This is a genomic window from Pseudomonas sp. RP-B7 (genome assembly GCF_059803535.1).
In genome coordinates this window covers 97,538-118,260 of record NZ_JAPFHC010000003.1, presented here as the reverse complement: position 1 = coordinate 118,260, position 20,723 = coordinate 97,538, and the positions used below count along the sequence as shown (strand labels likewise).

The 20,723-nt window shown below is 58.0% G+C and carries 29 protein-coding genes; 19 read left to right on the top strand and 10 right to left on the bottom strand.

Features of this window, described 5'->3' with window-relative positions; translation table 11 throughout:
* Nucleotides 1-138 precede the first annotated feature (138 nt).
* From OPU96_RS04805 to OPU96_RS04770, 8 genes are all read left to right on the top strand, one after another.
* A complete protein-coding gene (locus OPU96_RS04805) occupies nucleotides 139-405 on the top strand; it encodes a hypothetical protein (RefSeq protein ID WP_498558739.1) in 267 nt (88 codons plus the stop codon).
* On the top strand, nucleotides 383-613 hold the full coding sequence (locus tag OPU96_RS04800) for a hypothetical protein (protein WP_498558738.1): 231 nt from the start codon (nucleotides 383-385) through the stop codon (nucleotides 611-613). Before OPU96_RS04805 ends, OPU96_RS04800 begins: the two co-directional genes overlap by 23 nt.
* Complete coding sequence (locus tag OPU96_RS04795; RefSeq protein WP_152750180.1) at nucleotides 610-837, top strand: hypothetical protein; 228 nt, start codon at nucleotides 610-612, stop codon at nucleotides 835-837. The genes OPU96_RS04800 and OPU96_RS04795 overlap by 4 nt, the downstream gene beginning before the upstream one ends.
* 56 nt (nucleotides 838-893) lie before the next feature.
* Complete coding sequence (locus tag OPU96_RS04790; RefSeq protein WP_498558737.1) at nucleotides 894-2,021, top strand: coiled-coil domain-containing protein; 1,128 nt, start codon at nucleotides 894-896, stop codon at nucleotides 2,019-2,021.
* Between the two features lie 53 nt (nucleotides 2,022-2,074).
* Nucleotides 2,075-3,064, top strand: coding sequence for a RecT family recombinase (locus tag OPU96_RS04785; RefSeq protein ID WP_498558736.1), 990 nt, complete (start codon nucleotides 2,075-2,077; stop codon nucleotides 3,062-3,064).
* Nucleotides 3,064-3,726 (top strand): lambda exonuclease family protein, encoded by a 663-nt coding sequence (locus OPU96_RS04780; RefSeq protein WP_058419773.1) that lies wholly within the window; start codon nucleotides 3,064-3,066, stop codon nucleotides 3,724-3,726. The genes OPU96_RS04785 and OPU96_RS04780 overlap by 1 nt, the downstream gene beginning before the upstream one ends.
* A gap of 2 nt (nucleotides 3,727-3,728) precedes the next feature.
* Nucleotides 3,729-4,319, top strand: a complete 591-nt coding sequence (locus OPU96_RS04775; protein WP_498558735.1) for a hypothetical protein — start codon at nucleotides 3,729-3,731, stop codon at nucleotides 4,317-4,319.
* 69 nt (nucleotides 4,320-4,388) lie between these two features.
* Nucleotides 4,389-4,709 carry a hypothetical protein gene (locus tag OPU96_RS04770; RefSeq protein ID WP_498558734.1) on the top strand — a complete coding sequence of 107 codons (321 nt, stop codon included), beginning with the start codon at nucleotides 4,389-4,391 and terminating at the stop codon, nucleotides 4,707-4,709.
* 4 nt (nucleotides 4,710-4,713) lie between these two features.
* On the opposite strand, the gene OPU96_RS04765 is transcribed toward OPU96_RS04770, so the two are convergent.
* Both OPU96_RS04765 and OPU96_RS04760 read right to left on the bottom strand, forming a co-directional pair.
* On the bottom strand, nucleotides 4,714-5,181 hold the full coding sequence (locus OPU96_RS04765) for a hypothetical protein (protein ID WP_498558733.1): 468 nt from the start codon (nucleotides 5,179-5,181) through the stop codon (nucleotides 4,714-4,716).
* A gap of 81 nt (nucleotides 5,182-5,262) precedes the next feature.
* Entirely contained in the window at nucleotides 5,263-5,601 is a 339-nt protein-coding gene (locus OPU96_RS04760) for a hypothetical protein (RefSeq protein ID WP_498558732.1), read from the bottom strand.
* 109 nt (nucleotides 5,602-5,710) lie between these two features.
* Here OPU96_RS04760 and OPU96_RS04755 point away from each other — a divergent pair, with 109 nt between their 5' ends.
* Nucleotides 5,711-6,271 carry a Mu-Gp12 family protein gene (locus OPU96_RS04755; protein WP_498558731.1) on the top strand — a complete coding sequence of 187 codons (561 nt, stop codon included), beginning with the start codon at nucleotides 5,711-5,713 and terminating at the stop codon, nucleotides 6,269-6,271.
* An 8-nt stretch (nucleotides 6,272-6,279) separates the two neighbouring features.
* On the opposite strand, the gene OPU96_RS04750 is transcribed toward OPU96_RS04755, so the two are convergent.
* Nucleotides 6,280-6,474 (bottom strand): hypothetical protein, encoded by a 195-nt coding sequence (locus OPU96_RS04750; protein ID WP_017528191.1) that lies wholly within the window; start codon nucleotides 6,472-6,474, stop codon nucleotides 6,280-6,282.
* A 411-nt stretch (nucleotides 6,475-6,885) separates the two neighbouring features.
* On the bottom strand, nucleotides 6,886-7,071 hold the full coding sequence (locus tag OPU96_RS04745) for a hypothetical protein (protein ID WP_078825168.1): 186 nt from the start codon (nucleotides 7,069-7,071) through the stop codon (nucleotides 6,886-6,888).
* Nucleotides 7,072-7,164: 93 nt separating this feature from the next.
* On the opposite strand from OPU96_RS04745, the gene OPU96_RS04740 reads away from it, so the two are divergent.
* The gene (locus tag OPU96_RS04740; protein ID WP_498558730.1) at nucleotides 7,165-8,034 is read left to right on the top strand and encodes an adenine nucleotide alpha hydrolase family protein; all 870 of its coding nucleotides are present in this window, start codon (nucleotides 7,165-7,167) and stop codon (nucleotides 8,032-8,034) included.
* On the opposite strand, the gene OPU96_RS04735 is transcribed toward OPU96_RS04740, so the two are convergent.
* Both OPU96_RS04735 and OPU96_RS04730 read right to left on the bottom strand, forming a co-directional pair.
* Complete coding sequence (locus OPU96_RS04735) at nucleotides 8,035-8,739, bottom strand: SLATT domain-containing protein (protein WP_226456143.1); 705 nt, start codon at nucleotides 8,737-8,739, stop codon at nucleotides 8,035-8,037.
* Nucleotides 8,740-8,908: 169 nt separating this feature from the next.
* Complete coding sequence (locus OPU96_RS04730; RefSeq protein WP_226456144.1) at nucleotides 8,909-9,139, bottom strand: hypothetical protein; 231 nt, start codon at nucleotides 9,137-9,139, stop codon at nucleotides 8,909-8,911.
* Nucleotides 9,140-9,368: 229 nt separating this feature from the next.
* Between OPU96_RS04730 and OPU96_RS04725 the strand changes: the two genes are divergently transcribed.
* From OPU96_RS04725 to OPU96_RS04690, 8 genes are all read left to right on the top strand, one after another.
* Nucleotides 9,369-10,043 carry a hypothetical protein gene (locus tag OPU96_RS04725; RefSeq protein ID WP_226456145.1) on the top strand — a complete coding sequence of 225 codons (675 nt, stop codon included), beginning with the start codon at nucleotides 9,369-9,371 and terminating at the stop codon, nucleotides 10,041-10,043.
* A 46-nt stretch (nucleotides 10,044-10,089) separates the two neighbouring features.
* Complete coding sequence (locus OPU96_RS04720) at nucleotides 10,090-10,536, top strand: hypothetical protein (protein ID WP_498558729.1); 447 nt, start codon at nucleotides 10,090-10,092, stop codon at nucleotides 10,534-10,536.
* A complete protein-coding gene (locus tag OPU96_RS04715; protein ID WP_498558728.1) occupies nucleotides 10,536-11,330 on the top strand; it encodes a hypothetical protein in 795 nt (264 codons plus the stop codon). The genes OPU96_RS04720 and OPU96_RS04715 overlap by 1 nt, the downstream gene beginning before the upstream one ends.
* A gap of 285 nt (nucleotides 11,331-11,615) precedes the next feature.
* Nucleotides 11,616-11,837 carry a hypothetical protein gene (locus tag OPU96_RS04710; protein ID WP_305390865.1) on the top strand — a complete coding sequence of 74 codons (222 nt, stop codon included), beginning with the start codon at nucleotides 11,616-11,618 and terminating at the stop codon, nucleotides 11,835-11,837.
* A gap of 2 nt (nucleotides 11,838-11,839) precedes the next feature.
* A complete protein-coding gene (locus OPU96_RS04705; RefSeq protein WP_305390866.1) occupies nucleotides 11,840-12,055 on the top strand; it encodes a DUF4224 domain-containing protein in 216 nt (71 codons plus the stop codon).
* A complete protein-coding gene (locus OPU96_RS04700) occupies nucleotides 12,056-13,090 on the top strand; it encodes a site-specific integrase (protein ID WP_305390868.1) in 1,035 nt (344 codons plus the stop codon).
* Nucleotides 13,091-13,540: 450 nt separating this feature from the next.
* Entirely contained in the window at nucleotides 13,541-13,795 is a 255-nt protein-coding gene (locus OPU96_RS04695; RefSeq protein ID WP_225595626.1) for a helix-hairpin-helix domain-containing protein, read from the top strand.
* Nucleotides 13,796-13,841: 46 nt separating this feature from the next.
* Complete coding sequence (locus OPU96_RS04690; RefSeq protein WP_498558727.1) at nucleotides 13,842-14,717, top strand: aldo-keto reductase family protein; 876 nt, start codon at nucleotides 13,842-13,844, stop codon at nucleotides 14,715-14,717.
* 75 nt (nucleotides 14,718-14,792) lie between these two features.
* Here OPU96_RS04690 and OPU96_RS04685 read toward each other — a convergent pair whose 3' ends face one another.
* On the bottom strand, nucleotides 14,793-15,251 hold the full coding sequence (locus tag OPU96_RS04685; RefSeq protein WP_498558726.1) for a winged helix-turn-helix transcriptional regulator: 459 nt from the start codon (nucleotides 15,249-15,251) through the stop codon (nucleotides 14,793-14,795).
* Between the two features lie 96 nt (nucleotides 15,252-15,347).
* Here OPU96_RS04685 and OPU96_RS04680 point away from each other — a divergent pair, with 96 nt between their 5' ends.
* On the top strand, nucleotides 15,348-16,295 hold the full coding sequence (locus OPU96_RS04680) for an aromatic alcohol reductase (protein ID WP_226456878.1): 948 nt from the start codon (nucleotides 15,348-15,350) through the stop codon (nucleotides 16,293-16,295).
* 23 nt (nucleotides 16,296-16,318) lie between these two features.
* Here the strand turns inward: OPU96_RS04680 and OPU96_RS04675 are convergent, their stop codons facing one another.
* The 3 genes from OPU96_RS04675 to OPU96_RS04665 are packed head-to-tail and all read right to left on the bottom strand — an operon-like array spanning nucleotide 16,319 to nucleotide 20,626.
* Nucleotides 16,319-17,983: a N,N-dimethylformamidase beta subunit family domain-containing protein gene (locus tag OPU96_RS04675; RefSeq protein ID WP_498558725.1), complete on the bottom strand. Its 1,665-nt coding sequence runs from the start codon at nucleotides 17,981-17,983 to the stop codon at nucleotides 16,319-16,321.
* Entirely contained in the window at nucleotides 17,980-19,329 is a 1,350-nt protein-coding gene (locus OPU96_RS04670; protein ID WP_498558724.1) for an MFS transporter, read from the bottom strand. The genes OPU96_RS04675 and OPU96_RS04670 overlap by 4 nt, the downstream gene beginning before the upstream one ends.
* Nucleotides 19,330-19,375: 46 nt before the next feature.
* On the bottom strand, nucleotides 19,376-20,626 hold the full coding sequence (locus OPU96_RS04665; RefSeq protein WP_498558723.1) for an MFS transporter: 1,251 nt from the start codon (nucleotides 20,624-20,626) through the stop codon (nucleotides 19,376-19,378).
* Nucleotides 20,627-20,723 lie beyond the last annotated feature (97 nt).

Genomic DNA, 20,723 nt, shown 5'->3' with positions numbered 1-20,723 from the left:
CGACACATCCCGGGAAGTGCCGGGCGCCTGCACCCTTCCCCGCCTCTACCCGTCAGCACTCATCCCCCGCGCCCATCGGCAACCAGCGGGAGGAGTGAGTGTTGACGAATACAGGTGAACCAACGAATGGAGTTGACCATGAATCAAAGTCAGCACGCTTACTGCGATGTAGCGCTCGCAATGAATCAGCGCCGCAATATGGCCTTGGCGCTTTGCCTCGGCCTGGTCGGCTCCAGTGCACCCAAGACCTCGCCGCTTTATCGCGTCATCCCGGCAGGCAATGAGTTCTTCCACGTCGTCGATTCCACCACCGGCAAGGTGAAGGGGTTTCGCGGGAACCACAACGAAGCCTGCGCCCTCGCCCGGAGCCTGGAGACTCGCCATGCCAACCAGCTGCGCGGATAGCGCCCAGGCCAGAGAATCCGACAGACGCTGGGACTTGCCCAACTTTGGCAAGAAGCAGCACGTCGACCTGTTCCACGAGTACACGGCTGACGACCTCGCTGAGCGCGAGGCTCGGCGCATCAAAGAGCGCGCCAGCCTCAAGCTGCGCATAGGTGCCGTCATGGCTCAGATGGAGCTTATCTGCCCGCCAGTAGGAGGTGCCGAATGAACGTCGCACAGCGAGATCATCAGAACGCTGTGAGCTGGATTGAGGGCGAGATCGACAACATGATTCACGACCTCGGCAAGGCCAATGCCAGTGCGGCGGCAACATCCTGCGTCACCTTGGCCTTCATGCTGCGGGTTATCGACGACAGTGAACATCGCTACTTCCGGGCGCGCATCGACAAGATTTACGCCGACTACAACGCCTCTATCGTTTCCGCCGCTTAACGGCACAACCCCACCACAACACTTCAATGCTGCGCCAGGCGCGGCGAGGGATCGTCATGTCCACCAATCCTAAAAAAGCACCCGCACAAGAATCGCTCGAAATGAGCGAAACGGAAGAATCCAAGAAGTCCATTGCCCCCGCTGTCGCCGTCACCGACATCGCGGAGTATCGGCCACACGAGGAGCAAATCGTTCGCCTGGAAACAACTTACGCGAAGCTGGTCGTTGACTGCTCGACGAGCGAAGGCTTGGCGAGCGCGAAGGAAGTTCGCGTCGACATCCGCGATGTGCGCTACGCCCTGGATAAGACCACCAAAACCGCATTGGTGCCTTATCAGCAAAAGGTCAAAGAAGCTCAGGCTCGCGTCAACCAAGTTAAAGAGTTCGGTGAAACGCTCAAGACTCGTGTGCTGGCGATTGAAGAGCCTGTCGATGAAGCGATCAAGGCAGAAGAAAAGCGTATCGCCGACGCGAAGGCCGAGCGCGAGCGTGTCGAGGCTGAGCGTGTCGAAGCCATCCGGGCCAAGATTACCCGCTTCAGCTCTGTCGCTGCCGCATACGCAAGCCGCAGCGCTACCGACGTCTCAAGCGCTCTCCAGAATGTCAAAGACTCGGTAATTCTGCCTGAGGAATACGGCGAGTTTGAAGCCGAAGGCACCATCGCTCGCGACAACGCAATTGAGCAGTTGGAAGCGCTACACAAGGCTGCCATTGATCGAGAGGAAGCTGCTGCCAAGCTGCTGGCTCAGCAGAAAGAGCTGGACGAACTGCGCGAGAAGCAACGCATCGCCGACGCTGAGGCTGAAGAACTGCGTAAGCAGCGGGCCGAGGAAGATCGTCTGCGCTTGAAAAAGCAGCAGGACGAGTTGGACCAGCAGCGCCGCGACATGGAAGCCCAGCAACGCCAGCAGCGCGAACGCGACGCGCAGTATCAGCGTGACCAGGAAGAGCTGGCACGTCTGCGCGCCCAAGCTGCCGCGCCGGCCCCGGTCATCGCTACGGCTCCTGACTTGATCGAGACGAAGGCCGATGTCGCACCAGTCAGCGCACAGGCGACCAGCGCTGAACAGGACGATTTGACTACGACCGCGCCAGCAGTTGACGACATTGTCGAGGTTGTAGCGCTGGGCTTTGACGTAGACCTCGAAACCGCTCGCGCCTGGCTTCGCGCCATCCGCTTCTAACCACCCTTTCCATCTCACAGCCAGCGAATCTCATGCTGGCTACGGAGGGCGCTATGACCGATACAGATCCCCAAGCACAGACAGGCCTCGCCACGTACCACGATCCGTCGCACAACGCGGCAGCGCTCATCCTTGACCCAGGAACCATGCGGTCGATGAGTGACCTTGCAATGATGATGTCTAAGGGAGTGACCACCGTCCCGAAACATCTCAAAGGTAACCAGGCCGACTGCATGGCGGTGGTGCTTCAAGCCATGCAATGGCAAATGAACCCCTTCGCCGTGGCGCAGAAGACATTCATCGTCAACGGCGGCGCATTGAGCTACGAGGCGCAGCTCGTTAACGCAGTGATCATCGCCAAGGCGCCAGTCACGAGTCGATTGAACTTCGAATGGTTTGGCCCTTGGGGAAACGTCATCGGGAAGATGCGTGAAGTCACCAGCAAGACCAAAAAGGACGAGGACACTGGCGAGTTTAAAAAATACCGCGTCCCGGCCTGGAGCTTTGAAGACGAAAAAGGGATCGGCATTAAGGTTTGGGCGACCTTCCGGGGTGAAGACGAGCCCCGCACCCTGGAGCTTTTGCTAACCCAGGTCCGCACCCGCAACTCTACGCTCTGGGCGGAAGACCCCAAGCAGCAAATCGCGTATCTGGTTACCAAGAAATGGGCACGCCTCTTCTGCCCTGACGTGATCCTTGGCGTTTACACGCCCGACGAATTTGAAGATTCGTACGGTGGAGAGATCGACATCACCCCAGCCAAACAGACCGCGAACACCGCCGCCGCTGCTGGCGTGTCATTCGGCCCTAAATCCCCGTCGCCAGAAATCGACGGTGTATTTGCAGACCTTCTGGTTGTCGCGAAGCAGCAAGACATCGAGGCCTATGCGGCAGCCTGGGCAGGTCTGAAGCCGAAGCAGCGCGCAGCAATCGGCCTGGAATGCCATGAAGCGCTCAAGAGCATGGCGGCGACAGTCGATGCTGACTTCACCGACATGACCAGCTCTAACGCCGACCAACCCCACACTGAGGAGGCCGCGTAGTGAGAACTGAGCTTCAGGGCACAGAGAAGTGGCATGCGGACCGATCTGGACGCGTGACAGCCAGCCGCTTCAAAGATGTGATGGCGTGGGGAAAGCCTGACAAAAGCGGCAAGCGCGAGCCAATGGGTGCCCGGACCTCGTACATGCGTGAGCTCTGCTTTGAGCGGCTGGCAAAGAAATCCAAGCACAACGTTAGTAGCGCGTCGATGAAGTGGGGTCACACCGAGGAGCAAAAAGCCCAGGACGCCTACGAAATGTTAACCGGCAACATCGTCCTGCCCTCGGAGTTCATCGTTCATCCCAAGTACGACTGGTTGGGCTGCTCACCCGATGGCCTCATCAACGATGACGGGGGCACCGAATCGAAGTGCCCTTTCAACGAAGCGATACATGTCAGGACCTGGCTTGAAGGCATGCCCGAGGAACACATGCCGCAAGTCCAAGGCTGCATGTTCGTGACCGGACGTAAGTGGTGGGACTTCCTGTCGTTCGATTCGCGCCAGGATGAAGAGTGCCAGCTCTACATCGAGACGATTTACCGCGACGAAGACTACATCGCCAACCTGCACAAAGAGCTGGTCCAGTTCAACCTGGAGCTGAATCGCATGGTTGACGAGGTAGCGGACAAAGCTCGGGCGCAAGCCCATCGTTTAGGAGCCTGATAATGATCAGCAACCACCGAAACCTGGTCGAGGCGCTGCGCCCAGCCTCGGATGAACTGGCGGCCCAGGTCGCCGAGTTTGTAGCAGCCGGCGGCGAAATCGAAGAGATCGAGCCTGCCCCGCCACCGACGCCCGTCGTATATGTACCCCAGGAGCTGCCCGCGCCAAAGCCGTTTGTTCGGCGGAAGGCTGGAGCAGATGCCTTACCCCTCGACAAGGACGACATCCGTACCCAAGCCCGCCTCAAGCTGGTAGAGCAGATACGCCAGCTAGGTATCACGCACACCCAGACCGAAGTCGCCGCAGCCTTGGGCGTTAGTCGGCGGCTGATCTACAACCATGCCTCGCGGTACGACATCACGTTCAAGGCACCAACCCGAGGTGGTGCACGCAACCTGGTGCACAACGTGATTGATACGGAGCGGGATGCGAAGTTCGCCGAGCGCATCAGGGCATTTATGGAGCTTGGCATCAGCCGGCGCCAGTGCTGCGGGAAGCTGGCAATCGGCAGCAAGGCCTTTGAGCGGATTATCGCCGCCCACGGCATCGACTATCCCAAAGCACGCCAGGGCGGAACTTCATTCGCCGCATAGCCCGGACCCAGCAACGCAAACGTCAAACCTGGCTCGCACTGCCGGCCAGCGGAATAGAAGAGGTAGGCAATGGCTGCAACTCAACAGCAGCGATCTGCAAAGAGCGCGGCGAAACGCAAGGAGCGCGGAACGGAGGACCTTCGGCTCCGCGTTTGCAAGGGCGAGAAAGACTGGCTCTTGCAGTTGATGGAGTGGACCGAGGACACCGAGCAGGGATCCGTGATGGCCGGCTGCCTGCGTCATGTTCACTCGCTGGGCCGAGAAGGCGCGATTGAAGCACTGTGTTTGCGCCACGAAATCGTGATTAGCGAAAACGTGGCGCGAGAGTTTCATAAAAAAAGTTTGCAGGAGATCCGGAAAAACTCAGGTGACGAGATAGTCGAGCCCTGAGTACTCAAAGGAAATACACATCCTCAGGCTTGAACTCACGTCTTATGGAATGTGATTCGGACGGACAGTCAGAATGCCCCACAAGCCCCTTCCAAAACTCATCATCAAACCAATCCAGAAGATAGAAGTAATGACAAGCGGAGATTAGTGAACCTCTATCCCACTCTGGGCCAGGATGTCCAGACCCATGAATATCGTAGTGATCCTCTAGCTCGTAAAAAGAAATTTTTTCCTTTTGTATCCACTTATCATCCAGAAGCTTTGCAAGCTCAGCAATCTGCTCTTCTCCAACTGAAAACAAATCCTTATAGGGTTCGTGCCAGACCGCCGATTCGTTTCCGTACGGATAAATTCCATTGTCCCAAGCGTATGCGTAAGCCGGCGTGATGTTCTTGGTAGCTGACTCACTTGTGAACAACGCAAGCAGGTGAAATTTCTGAAGGTTGAAAAGCATTTCCGCAGTAGCTGACATTTCTGCTCCCTAATCCGGCTCCATGCCGGTCACCCGTAATACCCCAACCCAAACCAAATTGCCACCACCGGTCACGGAGGTCTAGTCGACTTTGATCTTCACAGTCGGCTCTGACTCCATTGTTGGGCGGCGTAGCTCTGGATCGTTCACATCAAGGCAACGGAATTGCAGTTCGGCATTCGCATATCGGCCATAACCAGAATCGCGAGACGCCTCTTTCACTGGCATCAGTTGCTTACCTTTCTTTTCGCAATAAGTGTTGGCTTCCTGATAGAGCTCAGCTTTCACGGCGGCACCGCCGAAAGTTGTGAAGCTTCCGTCCTTCGCAATCATGTAGGTATCCCGCCCCATCGGCACAACGCCGGGTCCTGAGCAGCCAGCAATAAGTAAAGCGATCGTAGGAATCAGTAAACGCCACATCGGCAACGCTCCATGCGTGATGGTGAGAAATATGGCCATCACTCTGCCACACCCCCAAAAACTCAGCCACCACCGGTCACGGAGGGCGGCGCCTGACTGGAGATAATCCATGAGCAACTACATGTACAAGACCACCGCCCCGGCCGTGGTTGCCGCGGTAATCGCCTGGGAAGCCAAACGCAAGGAGTGGGACGCCCAACGCTCTAAACTTGGCCAGGTGTTTGGTGGTGCGGCCTCGCCGATGCGGTCGGGTAATCGAAGCTATGTCGGTGGCGTGAAGCTCAGTGATAGCCGCGAGCTGGACGTGCACTGGTGCCGCCCCGATCAGTACGACTACCGCGCTCTGCGATCCAGCCCCAAGCACGCGAAAGGGACGCCGAAGGGAGCGCGCGCTGCCCAGGTCGCCGAGCATGAGCGCCTGTCGGCTCTGTGGAAGGAGCATTGCCCCGCCAGCATCGACATGGATGAGGCCTGGGAGGCAATTGGCCTGAACCCTGGCGCGCTGTGGATGTGCGGCGGCGTGTTCTTCGAGCTGGATGGGGTTGTGTACCTGAACCTCGGCCTCAGGCTTGAGGACGGCAGCGAGAAGATCGAGGGTGCCGCCGAGATCCTCGGCAGCGAATTTGAAGCTGCACGCCAGGAAGTGCTGGGCCAGCGCAAGGCCGCTTGAGATTGCGCTTAGCCTATCTCAGGCATTAAGAACGTGAAGCTCCCAGTCAGGCCTTTGCGCAAAGCTACAGGCATCTGGTATCCGAAATAGATGAGCCATCGACCGTCAGGCCTCAGATCGGAGTTGACACGATAGGTGCCGACCTCGTTCTCGGTTATGCCAATCAGCTTAGCCACTTCACAGTCTGAAGGCTTCTCGCTCATCTAGCTCTCCTTAATCCGGCTCCATGCCGGTAACCCTTAATACCCCATATCAATCTCGGACGCAGATATTTTTAGATTCTAGCTTGAGCGAACTATGAAAACTGCCGCTATCGCAATCACAGCGACGACTCCAAACACCATCCGTGCGAGCCAAGGAGCTGTTAGCCAGACGCCGGTAACCCCGGCAATCTGCCCAATGTTTTTTTCGCTGAAATAGCGGCCAGATGGCGGCTCGCGAAAAGGATTTCCGCAGTGGGGGCAGGAGTAGGCTTTATCAGAGATTTTTGCAGAGCATTCAGGGCAGTCAATTAGGCTCATGATTTTTTGTCCGTTTTAATTAATGGCTGCAAACCAATATGAAGACTTCATTTTCTGATTTTGGTTCTGCGGGAAATCATATGAGCCCACTCATTAACGAATCACGCCAGCCGGCTCAGTAGCAGGCAGGCCGGCGAGGTCACGCCACTTCGCCAGGTCAGCGATCAACTTAAGGCCTGGGCGCACCTCAGCTTCGAGCGCTTCATCAGGAAGGCTCAGCAGGCGGACAACCTCAGCGCCGATCAGGCGTATCGCTTCCACATCGGTTTTCGTGCTCATCGCAGTCACCGTCAGGTTTTTGCTGAGTGCAAATCATCAACCCAATTTACGAATCACGCCAGCCGGCGAGGCAGACGGCTGTCTGGAGCAATTATGAACCCCTTCCTGATAACGGGCCCGGCCCAGATCGGCGTCTCCGGAGGCCGAACCAGCGGGCAGATGCTACGTAAGATCCTCGACGCCCACGGCGGAAAGCTCCCTACTGATGTTCACGCCTTTTTCCAGAATACCGGCAAGGAGAGCGAAAAAACGTTGGTGTTCATTGATCAGATCGACAAACGATGGAACGTCGGCATCGTCTGGATGGAGTGGTGCCGAGTATACGGCCAGCCTGACGATGCACCGTGGTACAAGCTGGTGAATTTCGAGACGGCCAGCCGTAACGGTGAGCCCTTCACGATGATGCTCGAGTACTACGCGGCATACCGAAAAGACGTGAAGAACCTTCCGCCGGTGTTGCCGAACTTCTCGAACAACATGTGCACGGCGTACCTGAGGGTGAAAATTGGCGAAAAGCACATGCGCGCCCTGGGCCACGACGAATGGGATTGCGTAGTCGGTATCCGCTACGACGAGCCGAAGCGCTACCACCGCATGATGGCTGCCAATGACCGCGGCGGCACCCGTTGGGACAACGTCTGCCCTTCCTACACCGCCGGCATAACGAAGGAAGACGTCGCCGAGTTCTGGGCCGACCAACCGTTCGACCTCGGCATGAACTCCGACTTCGGCAACTGCGACCTGTGCTGGAAGAAGAGCGAAGGCAAGCTGATCAAGACCATTATGGATGATCCATCACGGGTTATCTGGTGGTCAGGTACCGAAGAGCGCTTTGGCCAGGTGTTCCGGCAAGATCGCGCTGATTACAAGACCATGGGCTGGTCCGCCGAGCAACGATCCCGGCAAACCGACTTCAACTTTGAATATCTCGCAGAGGATATCGACTGTTTCTGTGGAGACTGACTACGCTTCTGCGATCCGAAATGCTTTGGGCAAAAGTGTCGTAACTCCAAGCATGTCAGTAACGAACATGACTTCCATCGCCATAAGTATCAAGGGCATAAGGTATGGATAAAAAGAGTACCAATAAGTCGCCGTCAAAAATCTAAGACGCGGAATGCCGGTTAAAAAATAGTCATTGCGCATATCAAGCCATGTGCGCCTGTAATCGACGCGAGCGTGATTCTCCACATCAGTTGTGATGCGCGAATATTCCCTTTCGAGCCGCTCTAGCTCAGCGGGGTCATTCCCCTCCGCGGTGCCCTTAAAACGATTCATCTCCCTAATCAGCTCCTTGAGTCGATTTCCGCACTCCGTTAAGAGCTCTGATCGCAGTTCGTACTTTGCAGTACCGATGACAACCGAAAATACCAATACGGCTACAGCCAAGAAGATTTGCATCATGTTTAGAACAGATGGTGCTACGGAAAGCGTGACCTGAGAGTTTTGAATGAGCGGAATGAGGATCAGGCCAAGCGATAAGACAGTAGTAGTAAAAAAAGAAAACCGTGCATAGTTCTTGAGCCTGTCAGCTGCAGCGAAGCGACATTTCACCGTAGTTCGCATGCTCATGTGTAGCTTATCAAACGCAGTTGACGCAGCTTTTTCCCTCGGCCCCAAAGACCAAAGCCAAGTCCAGCCATCCTTCAACAATTTCCAATCCGACACGGCAGCAAGCTCCTAATCCTGGGTGCGTGCTGAGCATACGAAATCCCCAACCTGAAAGCGACATGCAAACCTGCCAATGGATGCCCCCAGGCCCACGCTAACAGGCGATCGGCGACAGCAAGGCCGTCACCGTGGTTCGCTGAATCGGCCGGCGCCTGCTACAGCAGCTTTAAGCTCGCTCAGCAATCATCCTGGCTCCAACCTCACGCCCAGCAACCTGCGCCAGACCACGGTCAACATAGGTTTGGTCACCAGCAACAACCGGCACCACCACCTCACCACCGCGCTTCACCTCGACGTTGATACGCCAGGTCTCCCGGCCTTCCTCGTCCTTGTCGCACTCCATGTAGTTCCAAACCTGAAAGCCTTCGATCTCATCGTAAATATCGTGCTTTGTCATGGTCCAGCCCATTTAGAGGAAGGGGCCATCGTAGCTCAAAGCCAGCCGGTACGGATGATCGCGGCGACAAGGCGAAGGATGGCAGTTATCAGGTTGATCCACTCGGTCAGTCGTTTCATGTGTTGGGTTCCTAAAAACCAAGAAATCCGAAATGACTTCTTTGGTTATAGGTGCCCCATTAATTAAACAGTCACTCCACCGCCAGGGCATGGCCCGGCAAGGACTTCCCATGCCTACAGAAAGCAATGCGATCTCTTTCCATCGCGAAGATCGATACAACGTCATCAAATACACCGATTTAGACAAGCTTTCGCACGCCGAGAGGCGCGCCGTAAGCGGATTCCTGCGGAGAATTCATGAGTCGGTGTTGAGGGAGGGTGCTCCTGCTCGCTCGTTCCTGGTTATTGAAAGCGACTGGCCCGAGTACGAACCCGCCTGGCAGATGATCGAGCGCCGAATGACCGGGCAACCGGAAGTGTCAGCCGCCGAAGAACTAGACGCCGTGCTGCACTGGCGCGGCAAGCATGCAGTGGCGATCAAAGAGCGTGACGCCCTGCAACAGCGCCTGACCGCAGCGGATGAGCGCATTGATCAGTTGACCAAGCCACAGGGCGTGCAGGTGACCTGCATGCCAGTTGAGCGCTGCTACGACGTCCGGGCGAAGATGATCATCGCCTTCAACGAAGCCAAAAAGGCCGGCGGTGATTTGGATGACGCGCTCGACGCCGCATACAAGTCAGCCCTCCGCTATTCGCCTAACCCACTGAGCGCCGAGCAGCTCGCGCCGGCATCGGTTGCTCTGCCTGTCGATCCTGAGCGCGAGCGCCTGATGGAAATCGTTCAGCAATACCCAAACGTCGACCCGCTCAAGTACGACGCCGCAGTTCGAACACTCCGCAAGTAACCCCTCCCCCTTCAAAGTCAGCCGCTATAGCGGCAAGGACGAAGTCATGCCTGAAGAAACTCAAAAAGCCGGGCCGGATCACTTCCGCTACATCGACACCATCGGCCCGGATGGTCTTGAGGTTCACTGCATCACCTACCACGTGATCGGCGAAACCGCGCAGTGCTACTACATCGGCGACACCTACACCTGCGACCTGATCAAGGGCCCGCAATACAGCTGGACCGTTGATGCAGTGAAAAAGCGCCGCAAGCGCGTACTGAAAGACGGCGGCAGCTGGGGTAAGCGCTTCGCCTATACCGACAAGGCGCTGGCACTTCGCTCCTACAAGGCCCGCAAGTCCTGGCAGTTGCGACACGCCCAGCTGTCGATGGAGCGCGCTCAGGCAGCTATCGGATATTTCGGTGACACCCAAGTCGAAAGCGCAATACCCGACGCAGCCGTGACCATCCCGAACGAATACATCCAGAGCATGAACCGGGAGGGCTATTGATGACCACCTCACCGCAACCGAAAGAACGGCCCATCCTGTTCTCGGCGCCGATGGTGCGCGCCATCCTGGAAGGCCGGAAGACGGTCACGCGCCGGGCAGTGAAAGGTTTCCAAATCCCCACCGAGAACGCCGCCATTCCGATTGGCGATCGTCAGCGCTGGAGCGCAATAGGCCAGCGAGACCCGCGCTATGGCTTCTGCGTATTTGGATCGACCGAAGCGGCGTGCGCCAAGGAGCTTGAAGAATACGCACCTTGCCCGTATGGCAAGCCCAGCGACCGGTTGTGGGTGCGCGAGACGACAGAAGCGGATGAGGATAGCAGTGACACCGTGGTTCTTTCGCGATATGCCGCTGACCGAGCACCGGTGCTGTACGCAGGCAGCAAAGACCCTGAATACGACGGCTCAGTTGCTCACTGGGATTATCCGAGACGATCCAGGCCAAGCATCCACATGCCGCGCTGGGCCAGCCGCATCCTACTGGAGATAACCGACGTGCGCGTCGAGCGGCTGCAGGACATCAGCGAAGAGCAGGCCAAGGCCGAAGGATGCTTCTTCACCGACTACGGACAGCAGTGCTTCCACGGCGGTACCGGATGGAAAGACGTCGGTGATTGTCCGGCGCAGGCCGGCCACCAGCAGCGCAACGGTTGGGCGTGGGACAAGACCACCAGCCACGAACAATGCCTTTTCACACCGCGCTTTGCGTTCGCCAACCTGTGGAGCGCCACCGGCGGCTACTGGAGCGCCAACCCGTGGGTCTGGGTGGTCGCGTTCAAGCGGGTGAAGCCATGATCGCCACCCTCCGGTTCGCCTACGTGTTCATCTACAAGGGGCCAAGGCCATGATCCCGCGAGACGGATTCATCCGGCGAAAATTCGAGGCAGCCATGATCCGACTGGCTATCGCAATCCTCATGGGCCGGAATGTTCAGCGCTCCCTTGTCGTGTCACGCAGCGACAACAACCACATGTGGAGCATGGCCGAAAAGCTTGACGCCATCGCAACACGCATCAGCAAAAACTACCCCTAACCCAAACCCCTACGTGCCTGCCGGTGAACGGCGGGCAAGGACATCCCATGTTCGCAATAAAGCTCACCCTGATCCTCGCGGGCTTCATCCTGTATCTGTTCGGCACGGTTGTTGGCTTTGTAGTAGGCATTCCCGCACTACTGAGTTCAGGCGAAACGCAAGACATCATCACGGCCTTCGGTGGCTTCATAACCTGGCTGCTGATCAGCTTCGGTTTCATCATCCACATCATCAAGACTGCGCGGCCCACCACGGGCGGCGGGAGGTAGGTATGGACGGAATTCACTTCCTGTCGCACGAAGACGTTTGCGAACTCACAGGTGCCAAGACAAAGGCAGGACAGATTCTGGTCCTGTCCCGCAATGGCATCCGCCACACTATCAAGCGAAATGGCTGGCCCTGCGTTATCTCGGCATCGTTGCTGGCCGGAAAGAAAGATCGGCAACCCGAAAAGACCGAATGGCAACCACGGATGGGAATTCAGTAAATGGCGCGACGGCCCACCAACCCCGGCAGCATCCCCCGGCTGCGCAAGCGCCTGCGATCCGGGGGAAGGGTTTATTACTACTACGATGCAGGCGATAAGCCCAGGAAGGAAATCGCCCTTGGCTCCGACTATGGTGCCGCGATAGTTGAGTATGCGCGCCTCGAAAAGAGCCGGGCAGCGAATGCGCTGGTCGCCGCGGCGCTGACCTTCGAGTACGTCGCAAACAAGTACGTGGAAGAGGTGGTGCCTACGAAGTCGCCGGCCACACAGAAGGACAACGCGCGAGAGTTGAAGCAGCTCCTGATCTTTTTCAACGACCCGCCAGGTCCATTGGAGGCAATCGAACCAAAGCACGTGGTTCAGTACCTGCGCTATCGCTCAAAAACCGCGAAGGTACGCGCCAATCGGGAAAAGGCTCTGCTCAGTGCGATCTGGAACTTCGCCCGCCAGAGCGGCTACACGTCGCTCGCCAACCCATGCGCGGGCATCAAGGGGAACAAGGAGACCGGCCGGGACACCTACGTCGAGGACGAAATGCTAGCGGCTGTATACCTGCACGCCGATCAACCGCTCAAGGACGCATTGGATCTGTTCTACCTCACCGCCCAACGCATTGGCGACACCCTGAAGATGGATGAGCGCCACTTGCTGGATGATCAACTGCTGATCACGCAGGGGAAGACCAGCATGAAACGACGAATCGAGGTTGTTGGGGAGCTGAAGGTCGTGATCGACCGCATACTGGAAAGGAAGAAGGGGCACAAGATTCGATCAACCAGGCTCGTTGTAATGGACAACGGCCAGCCGATGACAGCAAGCATGCTGAGGGGGAGATTTGACGCGGCCAGGATGAAGGCCGGGATTGAAAAGTCTGCGTTTCAGATGCGTGACCTTCGCGCTAAAGCTGCCACGGACAAAGAGGAATCGACAGGTAGCATTCGTGACGCTCGGGACCAATTGGGCCACACGACCGTCGGGATGACAGAGCAGTACATTCGGCGTCGCAAGGGCCTGAAAGTGCTCCCAACCAAGTGAAAATCCGTTCCGCAATAAAAATGGACCCCTTGAAAACAAAGGGCTACAAGCGAGCCATTGCAGAACTATTGCGGACCGGAAATAGCCATAAGCTATTGATTTAAAGCACTTTATTGCCGGACTTAAAATCCCCCGCTCGTAAGGGCGTCCCGGTTCGATTCCGGGTTCGGGCACCATATATATCAAGGGCTTGCATGAGATACTTCATGCAGGCCCTTAGTGTTTCTGTTGTGCAATTTCTTAAGCTGCTCCGCAATTCCCCTTCCCCGGCGTCCCGAGCTTTCTGCCAACCGCCGGCGCGAATCGCTGCCTGATCGGCTGGATGCTGGCGGCGCTGGTCTGTTCACACGCCCTCCTTGAAGATTCTCAAAACGCGCACGCCGGGCTATTGAGGCACCGTCTAGCGTCGGGCACACTTGCGTGGACTCATCGCCAAAAAAGGAATTTACGATGCCGTTTTCATCAGATGAAAGGACCGCTTTGCTCGCGCTCAAAGGCGTAGGACCAACCGTCATTACACGGCTTGAGCAAATGGGTATCGAATCGCTCGCAGAACTCCGAAAATCAGATGTTGGTGACATCCTGGCTCAAGCATCAGCGGCATTAGGCTCGACCTGCTGGAAGAACAGCCCTCAAGCCAGAGCGGCCATCACCGCTGCAGTGGCGCTCGCGAGGCGCTCTGCAGAGCAAATCCCGGCCAGGTAGGTTCGTTCGATTGTCTCCCAGTCGGGTTGCTTGAATGGTCGAGCACGTGAACTACCCCACTCTGATTGAATCCATTACAGCAATGGAAACTCAGACAACTGCAATCACGGAAGAACCGCCTTTGAAACTTCGTCTTTCAGTCCTCCTTTTCAGCATCGCTCTGTGTGCTGAGGTGCAGGCTGTGCCAAGCCCCGAAACCGAAGCTGTCTTTGAACACGCAATGCTGTTAGGTGATGCCATACAACAACGAGCCGATCAGCTGGTTGAAAGAGAACAGCAGGGAAAAATTGACAAGGGCACACTGAGCCAGTCAATACAGGAGGCAACCAAAGGGCTTGAGACTTATGAGGACGAGCTGCGTAAAGCTAGCGCCGGAGGGCACGGTGTAGCGACTTTCATGTTGGCGAATATGCAAGAGGTTAAAGCGGCAACCTTTTTAAGTGGCTATAAGGCTATGCATGTAGAGGCTTGCGCGCTTTACCAGAACGCCGCGGATCAAGGCTTGGTTGCCGGAGCGATAATGGTGTTGCGCGACTGTGACGATGCATTCCTGCGATTCAAGCTCGATGACCCCGAGTCTCTTCGCAAGTATAGCCAGCTAGCCAGTGCTCTAGAGCAGCCGGATCTGTACGCTGACCATTATCCACTGCCGGCAGTACGCTCGTACTGCTTCAAAGATTCACTGAAAGCCGAAGCCAATCGCGAACTACCGTTGGCCACTATGAGGGACTTCCTCAAGCCGGTTTCTCTGAGCCTGGAACAGTTTCGCGCCGACGGGTATTACCTGTTAGCGCTCAAGGGCGATTTCGCGAACCCGAAAATTCAGGCCTATTTCAAGCAGTCACAGACAATAGCACCTGACTGCCTAGACCCTTCCAATCTCAAGGCACTGTTCAAAAATAGAGAGGGGAAAAACCACTGACGTTAGCCCTCTTTCAACACGATTTGGCACATTAGAAAACGTGGCGCTGATAAACGTAGCGGCCGGCAGCGACTCCTAGTCAGACGCCTCTGAATCCAAGGGTATCGGTGTAGGTATTTGCCATGCGGGCTTTGTGTGATCCTGACTGTCGAAAATACGCCGCGCTTCACGAAAATCCTCAACGTTCTCGACAACCCAAGTCCAGATAGGCGACATGCGGGTCAACAGGCCCATCCCCAGTGGCGTCAGCTCATACTCGACCCGTGGTGGAACTTCCCCGAACTCGCGCCGAACCACGAGGCCATCGCGCTCCATGGAGCGTAAGGTCTTGGTCAACATCCGTTGAGTCACCCCGGTCATCTGCCTTTTTATTTCGGCATGACGCATGGTGCCGTACACCCCCAGGGCATGCAGGATACCCAACGACCAGCGGCTGCCTGCGTGAGCAAGCACTTCCCGCCTGACGCCATCATCGTCTTCCCTAAGCGTTCGGCAGATTGTCTCTGCCTGGCGGAGAGCCTCCTGAGCGGTCATTTCTATCTCTGGTATCACAGGTGTGCCTTCTTACGAGCGGTGCTGAATCGTGCAAGCATTTGGTCATCTTACAGGCAACAGATCTCAGGAGAAATCATGACCGAAGTGACCCAGTCCGCCCCCCAATCCATTCTCGTTCTAGGCGCCGGGGAGCTTGGGCTGCCGGTTTTGCGCAATCTTGCGCGAGTGGCAAAGCGCGCTCCCGGTTCCACCATCAGCGTGCTGCTCAGGGATTCGACCATCAATACTCAGGTGCCCGAGAAAAAGCGCGAAATCGATGAGCTTCGGGGCCTCGGCATCCAGATGGTGGCCGCAGACCTTGTGAATGACTCAATCGATCAGTTGGCTGCAGTATTCGCACGTTTTGATACCGTAATCGGCTGTGCAGGTATGGTGGCAGGTCGGGAAACCCCGATGAAGCTGGCTACCGCTGCACTGAAGTCCGGGGTGAAGCGCTACTTCCCGTGGCAGTTTGGCGTCGACTTCGAAGTCATCGGCCGGGGCAGTCCTCAGGATCTGTTCGATGCCCAGCTTGATGTGCGCGAATTGCTTCGGGCCCAGGATAAAACTGAATGGGTCATCATCTCGACGGGTATGTTCACCAGCTTCCTTTTCGAGCCTGTATTCGAGGTGGTGGACTTCGAAAACGATACCGTGAACGCGCTAGGCAGTCTTGAGACCAGCGTGACGCTGACGACTCCAGACGACATTGGCACGTTGACAGCACAAATCGTTTTCTTCGAGCCTCGCTTGCGCAATCAGATTGTGTACCTCTCGGGAGACACTGTGACGTACGAGGAGGTTGCGAGTCTCCTCGAACGTGTACTGGGCCGCCCATTCAAACGGAATGTCTGGACGGTGCCGTACTTGCTCGAAGAATTGCACAAAGACCCCACCCATCACATCAAGAAGTACCGCGCTGTGTTCGCTCAGGGCAGAGGTGTGGCCTGGCCTAAAGCAGATACCTTCAACGCGCAGCAGTCGATTCAGGTCACGACCGCTGAGCAATGGGCCCGGGCCAATCTGACCACCTCTGATGAATAACAACCGGTTATTCACCGGCCCGTTCAGCGCACCTCCTGGTGAGTGAGCAAGAAACGATCGAGCACATTTTTAGTGATCATCACGGTGTAAGTGTCAGCTTGTATGAGCCCATGTACCCATTCGCACGTGGCGGCGGTAAAGACCTCACCTCGGCCTTTGTGGAAGTGCACCACCATACCGGCCCCACGGCTGTGTAAAGCGATGCTGGCGTCACTAAGGTCAGGCGCCAGGATGGAAGCACGAAACCGGGCATCGCCATCGCCGAGCATGAATGAATAGGCATCTTCGCTGCGGCCATGCTCGGCATTGGTCGCCCAGCCCATTGCGAGGATTTGCAATCGGCAAGGCGCACCGTCTGTGCCGAGCGGTTCTGGGAGGCCGTCGACGAACGTGTATTCGAGGCCATCGACTTCATAGCCAAAGATGTTGGCTTCGTCTCCGAACATGTCCGCGTAGCCGAGGCCTGTTCCCATAAACGCCCAGTGCTGAGGCCTGAAGACCGCGTATCCGCGCGGGTTGCGCGGTGCCATTGCGCCAAAGCTAGCGTATATCCCACGCAGAGCATTCACCCCGAACGTCGATGCTCCGGGGTGATTGACCCTCGGATCTTCCCAGGCCCCCGTTAGCCGATGAGGCTCGGTAGCCGCCACAGGATCGAGTGCACCGGCATCGTACTTGTAGGCCACCTGCCGCCGGCCCTCCTCCTCCAGGCGAATCTGCCACATGAAATTGCCGGCGAAGCGCGCGACCTTGCCGCCCTCCTCGACAAAGGCGTCGACGTGGTCGCGCATTTCTCGCGTCCAGTATTCGTCGTGCCCGGCAAAGACGGCGCAGGCGTAGCCCTCCAGCGCGTGCGGGTCGTGATGCAAATCGTCCTGGGTCAGGATATGGACCCTATACCCCTGCTGTTCGGCCCAGACCACAAAAGGCCTCTCGAACGAAGCCCAACCCGCCAAGGCGTAGTACTTGGCATAGCCGTTAAGAGCGGCCCATTCGATGAACTCATAACGCGCCGGGCCTGGCTTGCGGGGCCGGGTCGTGTTGATGCAACGGGGCGCACCCTCCGGCAGCCAGACCTGCCCGCGCGCCCAGGGCCGTTGTGCCGAGAGTAACGGTGAGCGGCCACGCGGCGTGCCGGGGTGGAGGCCAAAGTAATGATTGGCACCGCCCCAGTCGTTATAAGCGGCCCAGGTCGATGTGGCTGCAACGAGCACCAAGGCATCGGCGCGCTTGAGCAGCGCCTTGACGATAAACAGATGATGCCCCAGCACGCTGTCAGCGCCATCCCGTACTTCGACCATATAGCCACCCGGCTCGGCCTCCACCGGGATTGTCCATCGCATGAAGACTGGCCACTGGCAGCCATGCTCATAGGCACGTTCGGGTATGGGGTGGAAGCAAGCATCCAGGCTGTCGGTGGTATGCACCGTACAGGTGTTGGCTCCATCACGATAAATCCGCAGTCTCACTTGCGCGCAGTTCGACGACAGATACAGGCAAACCGTATCACCCGGGCTGTAGGCACGGCGGTCCGAGTAGCACCAAGCGGCAGCCGGGCCCGACTCGCAAGGCACTTCCACCCAGGTCTCGCGTGCGGCCTGACGTGGGCCCGAAGCCTGGCTGACGGTCACGTTGGCGCCCGGGCGTTCACCTCGTGCAGCGGCGTTTTGCGGGGCGGCTGAATTCATTGAGTCATACTCCTTGGTTCGGCGGATTCTGCGGATCGAGCAGCCAATGCATTTACGCGGACTCGCGCGCCAGGCGCCCCGATATGCGCAAGGTCAATGCCCGCCGTTTCTTCGATAAGAAACCCAGCCATTACGGTGACAACGCCCAAGCCAATGACATAGCTGACATACAGGTAGCCAAGGTCGGCGCCGCTGAGATAGTTATGTAGATAGGGGGCAGTGCCGCCAAAGATCGCCACCGAGATCGAAGACACCAGGCCGACGCCCTGCGCCCGTGCCTGGGTCGGCACTTGTTCGGACAGCACCGCAGGGAAAATCGCCGCGATCAGCGACCAGGCGCCAAGCCCCAGAACCTGGGCCAAAAACAGCGTGTAGGGCTCAGTGGTCACCATTATCGAGATGGGATAGGTCAGCAGGATCACGCCCAGGCCCCAGGCAATGACCATGGGCCGGCGCCCTACCCGATCAGACAACATTCCGCAGACCGGCAACCAGCACACGCAGAGGACCTGCGCGAGAAGACTGGCCATGTAGGCACCCGTGGCGTCCATACCCTGGGCGATCGCGGTCGAAGCGCCGAACGTGACCCAGGCGTAGTAAGTGACATTAGCGGCCGCGGCCAGCATGACGATGTTACGCGCAACGCGCAGCATCTCCGCCGTGGACAGCTTGCGCGGCGGCCGCGCCTGCCCCTGCTGCGCTACAAATACATGAGATTCCTGCGCACCGCGGCGCAAGAACAGTGCGTAAAAACCAAGCACTCCCCCCATGGCAAAACCGATCCGCCAGCCATACTCACCCATGGCCTGCGCGCCCAGCAGCCAGGTCAGCGCCGCCGCCACCGCCGTCGCGGCCATGACCCCTAGCGTCACGCCCACATAGACGGTACTCGACCATAAGCCACGGTGTTTGCTCGGGGCGACTTCGGCGACATAGGTGTAGGACACCCCGGTCTCGCCACCATGGGCGAGCCCCTGCATCAGGCGGAAAAACAGCAGCGCGACCGAGGCGTACAGGCCAATGCTCTGGTAGCTGGGAATCAGCGCGATGCCCAGGCTGCTGATCGCAAGCAGCAGCATGGTGATCACCATGATGGTCCGACGCCCCAGTCGGTCGCTCAGCCGGCCAAACAACCAGCCGCCGACCGGGCGTGCAACAAAGCCGACCGCAAACACAGCAAGGGTCGCGAGCATCGCCGAGCGCGCATCGGTCTTGTCGAACAGATTGCTTGCCAGGTACACCGAAAAGGTTGCGTACAGGGTCCAGTCAAACCATTCCAGCGCATTGCCGATACTTGCCGCGCGCAACGATTTGAGGCGTCCTTGGTGAGACGTCGTATTGTTCATGGAGTATCTCCTGGTTACGGAAGGGATCGCGGTTTGGCAAACCGGATCAAAGGTGCAACGCGGGCTTGGGCTGGCCTAAACCCTGGGCAACCGGGACGCGGACACGCAGCGCAATCAGCAATGCGGCCAGCAGCATGAGCACGGCCGCCGCAATGAATACGCCTGCGCTGCCACCGAGGTTGAACACGGCACCGCCAGCGGCGGCGCCGGTTGCGATAGCCGACTGCACAGATGCCACCACCATGCCCCCGGCGCTTTCGGCCTGATCAGGGACTGCGCTGGCAACCCAGTTCGACCACGCCACCGGCACACCACCAAAGGCCAAGCCCCAGATGCTCAGCAGTACTGCCTGCCCCGCAATCGAGGCCGGCAACAGCACCAACGCCAGTGCTGCAACGCCGACCAACGCGGGCATCAACACCAGAGTGGCCAGCGGGTAGCGCTCCAGCAGCTTTCCGGCCAACAGCGTGCCAACGAAGTTCGCCACACCGAACCCCAACAGCATCAGCGACAGCCCCTGCGTACCGATGCCGGGCGTCCCCTCAAGAAATGGCCGAACATAGGTGAACATCGCGAAGTGCCCGCTGTGCACCAGCACACACCCGAACATCCCCATGGCGATGCCCGGGCGCTGCAGCACGTCGAGGATGGTGCGCAGACGTGCCGGCCGGCGCGGCGCCAGGCGCGGCAGAGTGAACGACTGGAACGCCAGAGTGGCCATGCCGACCGCTGCCGCCGCAAAGAATGCACTGCGCCAGCCATACAGCCCGCCCAGGTAGCTGCCCAGCGGCACTGCTACGACAGTGCCGATGGCAATGCCGCTGAAAATGATCGAAAGCGCCCGTGGCAACAACGCACTCGGTACCAAGCGCATCGCGACCGCCGCCGCCATGCTCCAGAACCCGCCAAGGGCAATGCCCAGCAAGATACGCATCAACAACAGCACCGCGAAGCTGGAGGAAACGGCGACCAACAGATTGGAGGCAACCATCAAGGTGGAAAACCCCAGCAACACCCAACGGCGGTCGATGCCGCGGGTCAGGCCCGGGACCAATAAGCCCGCGAACAGCGCCACTACCGCAGTCACTGTGACCGCTTGGCCCGCCAGCGCTTCGGACACTCCCAGGTCGTTCGCCATCAGCGTCAACAAGCTGGCCGGAAGGTACTCGGCGGTCAGTAATCCGAACACGCCCATTGCCAGCGAAAACACGGCCATCCACGCGGGGGTGGCAGGCTCCACGTCCGGGACGACGCCGGGATGGCGGTCGGATACGGAATTACACACACAGTCAGTCATTGCACGGATCTCCCAATCTTCATGGCGATCCGCAGTCTAGGCGCAGGAATCCGGATGATCTATGATCTAAAGTCTCCACTTTTTGACCAAAACACCT

What these genes read in the sequence shown, in the direction of transcription:
- OPU96_RS04805 (WP_498558739.1), top strand. Translation starts at nt 139, where the DNA reads ATGAATCAAAGTCAGCACGCTTACTGCGATGTAGCGCTCGCAATGAAT.
- OPU96_RS04800 (WP_498558738.1), top strand. Translation starts at nt 383, where the DNA reads ATGCCAACCAGCTGCGCGGATAGCGCCCAGGCCAGAGAATCCGACAGA.
- OPU96_RS04795 (WP_152750180.1), top strand. Translation starts at nt 610, where the DNA reads ATGAACGTCGCACAGCGAGATCATCAGAACGCTGTGAGCTGGATTGAG.
- OPU96_RS04790 (WP_498558737.1), top strand. Translation starts at nt 894, where the DNA reads ATGTCCACCAATCCTAAAAAAGCACCCGCACAAGAATCGCTCGAAATG.
- OPU96_RS04785 (WP_498558736.1), top strand. Translation starts at nt 2,075, where the DNA reads ATGACCGATACAGATCCCCAAGCACAGACAGGCCTCGCCACGTACCAC.
- OPU96_RS04775 (WP_498558735.1), top strand. Translation starts at nt 3,729, where the DNA reads ATGATCAGCAACCACCGAAACCTGGTCGAGGCGCTGCGCCCAGCCTCG.
- OPU96_RS04770 (WP_498558734.1), top strand. Translation starts at nt 4,389, where the DNA reads ATGGCTGCAACTCAACAGCAGCGATCTGCAAAGAGCGCGGCGAAACGC.
- OPU96_RS04765 (WP_498558733.1), bottom strand. Translation starts at nt 5,181, where the DNA reads ATGTCAGCTACTGCGGAAATGCTTTTCAACCTTCAGAAATTTCACCTG.
- OPU96_RS04760 (WP_498558732.1), bottom strand. Translation starts at nt 5,601, where the DNA reads ATGTGGCGTTTACTGATTCCTACGATCGCTTTACTTATTGCTGGCTGC.
- OPU96_RS04755 (WP_498558731.1), top strand. Translation starts at nt 5,711, where the DNA reads ATGAGCAACTACATGTACAAGACCACCGCCCCGGCCGTGGTTGCCGCG.
- OPU96_RS04750 (WP_017528191.1), bottom strand. Translation starts at nt 6,474, where the DNA reads ATGAGCGAGAAGCCTTCAGACTGTGAAGTGGCTAAGCTGATTGGCATA.
- OPU96_RS04745 (WP_078825168.1), bottom strand. Translation starts at nt 7,071, where the DNA reads ATGAGCACGAAAACCGATGTGGAAGCGATACGCCTGATCGGCGCTGAG.
- OPU96_RS04740 (WP_498558730.1), top strand. Translation starts at nt 7,165, where the DNA reads ATGAACCCCTTCCTGATAACGGGCCCGGCCCAGATCGGCGTCTCCGGA.
- OPU96_RS04730 (WP_226456144.1), bottom strand. Translation starts at nt 9,139, where the DNA reads ATGACAAAGCACGATATTTACGATGAGATCGAAGGCTTTCAGGTTTGG.
- OPU96_RS04725 (WP_226456145.1), top strand. Translation starts at nt 9,369, where the DNA reads ATGCCTACAGAAAGCAATGCGATCTCTTTCCATCGCGAAGATCGATAC.
- OPU96_RS04720 (WP_498558729.1), top strand. Translation starts at nt 10,090, where the DNA reads ATGCCTGAAGAAACTCAAAAAGCCGGGCCGGATCACTTCCGCTACATC.
- OPU96_RS04715 (WP_498558728.1), top strand. Translation starts at nt 10,536, where the DNA reads ATGACCACCTCACCGCAACCGAAAGAACGGCCCATCCTGTTCTCGGCG.
- OPU96_RS04710 (WP_305390865.1), top strand. Translation starts at nt 11,616, where the DNA reads ATGTTCGCAATAAAGCTCACCCTGATCCTCGCGGGCTTCATCCTGTAT.
- OPU96_RS04705 (WP_305390866.1), top strand. Translation starts at nt 11,840, where the DNA reads ATGGACGGAATTCACTTCCTGTCGCACGAAGACGTTTGCGAACTCACA.
- OPU96_RS04700 (WP_305390868.1), top strand. Translation starts at nt 12,056, where the DNA reads ATGGCGCGACGGCCCACCAACCCCGGCAGCATCCCCCGGCTGCGCAAG.
- OPU96_RS04695 (WP_225595626.1), top strand. Translation starts at nt 13,541, where the DNA reads ATGCCGTTTTCATCAGATGAAAGGACCGCTTTGCTCGCGCTCAAAGGC.
- OPU96_RS04685 (WP_498558726.1), bottom strand. Translation starts at nt 15,251, where the DNA reads ATGACCGCTCAGGAGGCTCTCCGCCAGGCAGAGACAATCTGCCGAACG.
- OPU96_RS04680 (WP_226456878.1), top strand. Translation starts at nt 15,348, where the DNA reads ATGACCGAAGTGACCCAGTCCGCCCCCCAATCCATTCTCGTTCTAGGC.
- OPU96_RS04675 (WP_498558725.1), bottom strand. Translation starts at nt 17,983, where the DNA reads ATGAATTCAGCCGCCCCGCAAAACGCCGCTGCACGAGGTGAACGCCCG.
- OPU96_RS04670 (WP_498558724.1), bottom strand. Translation starts at nt 19,329, where the DNA reads ATGAACAATACGACGTCTCACCAAGGACGCCTCAAATCGTTGCGCGCG.
- OPU96_RS04665 (WP_498558723.1), bottom strand. Translation starts at nt 20,626, where the DNA reads ATGACTGACTGTGTGTGTAATTCCGTATCCGACCGCCATCCCGGCGTC.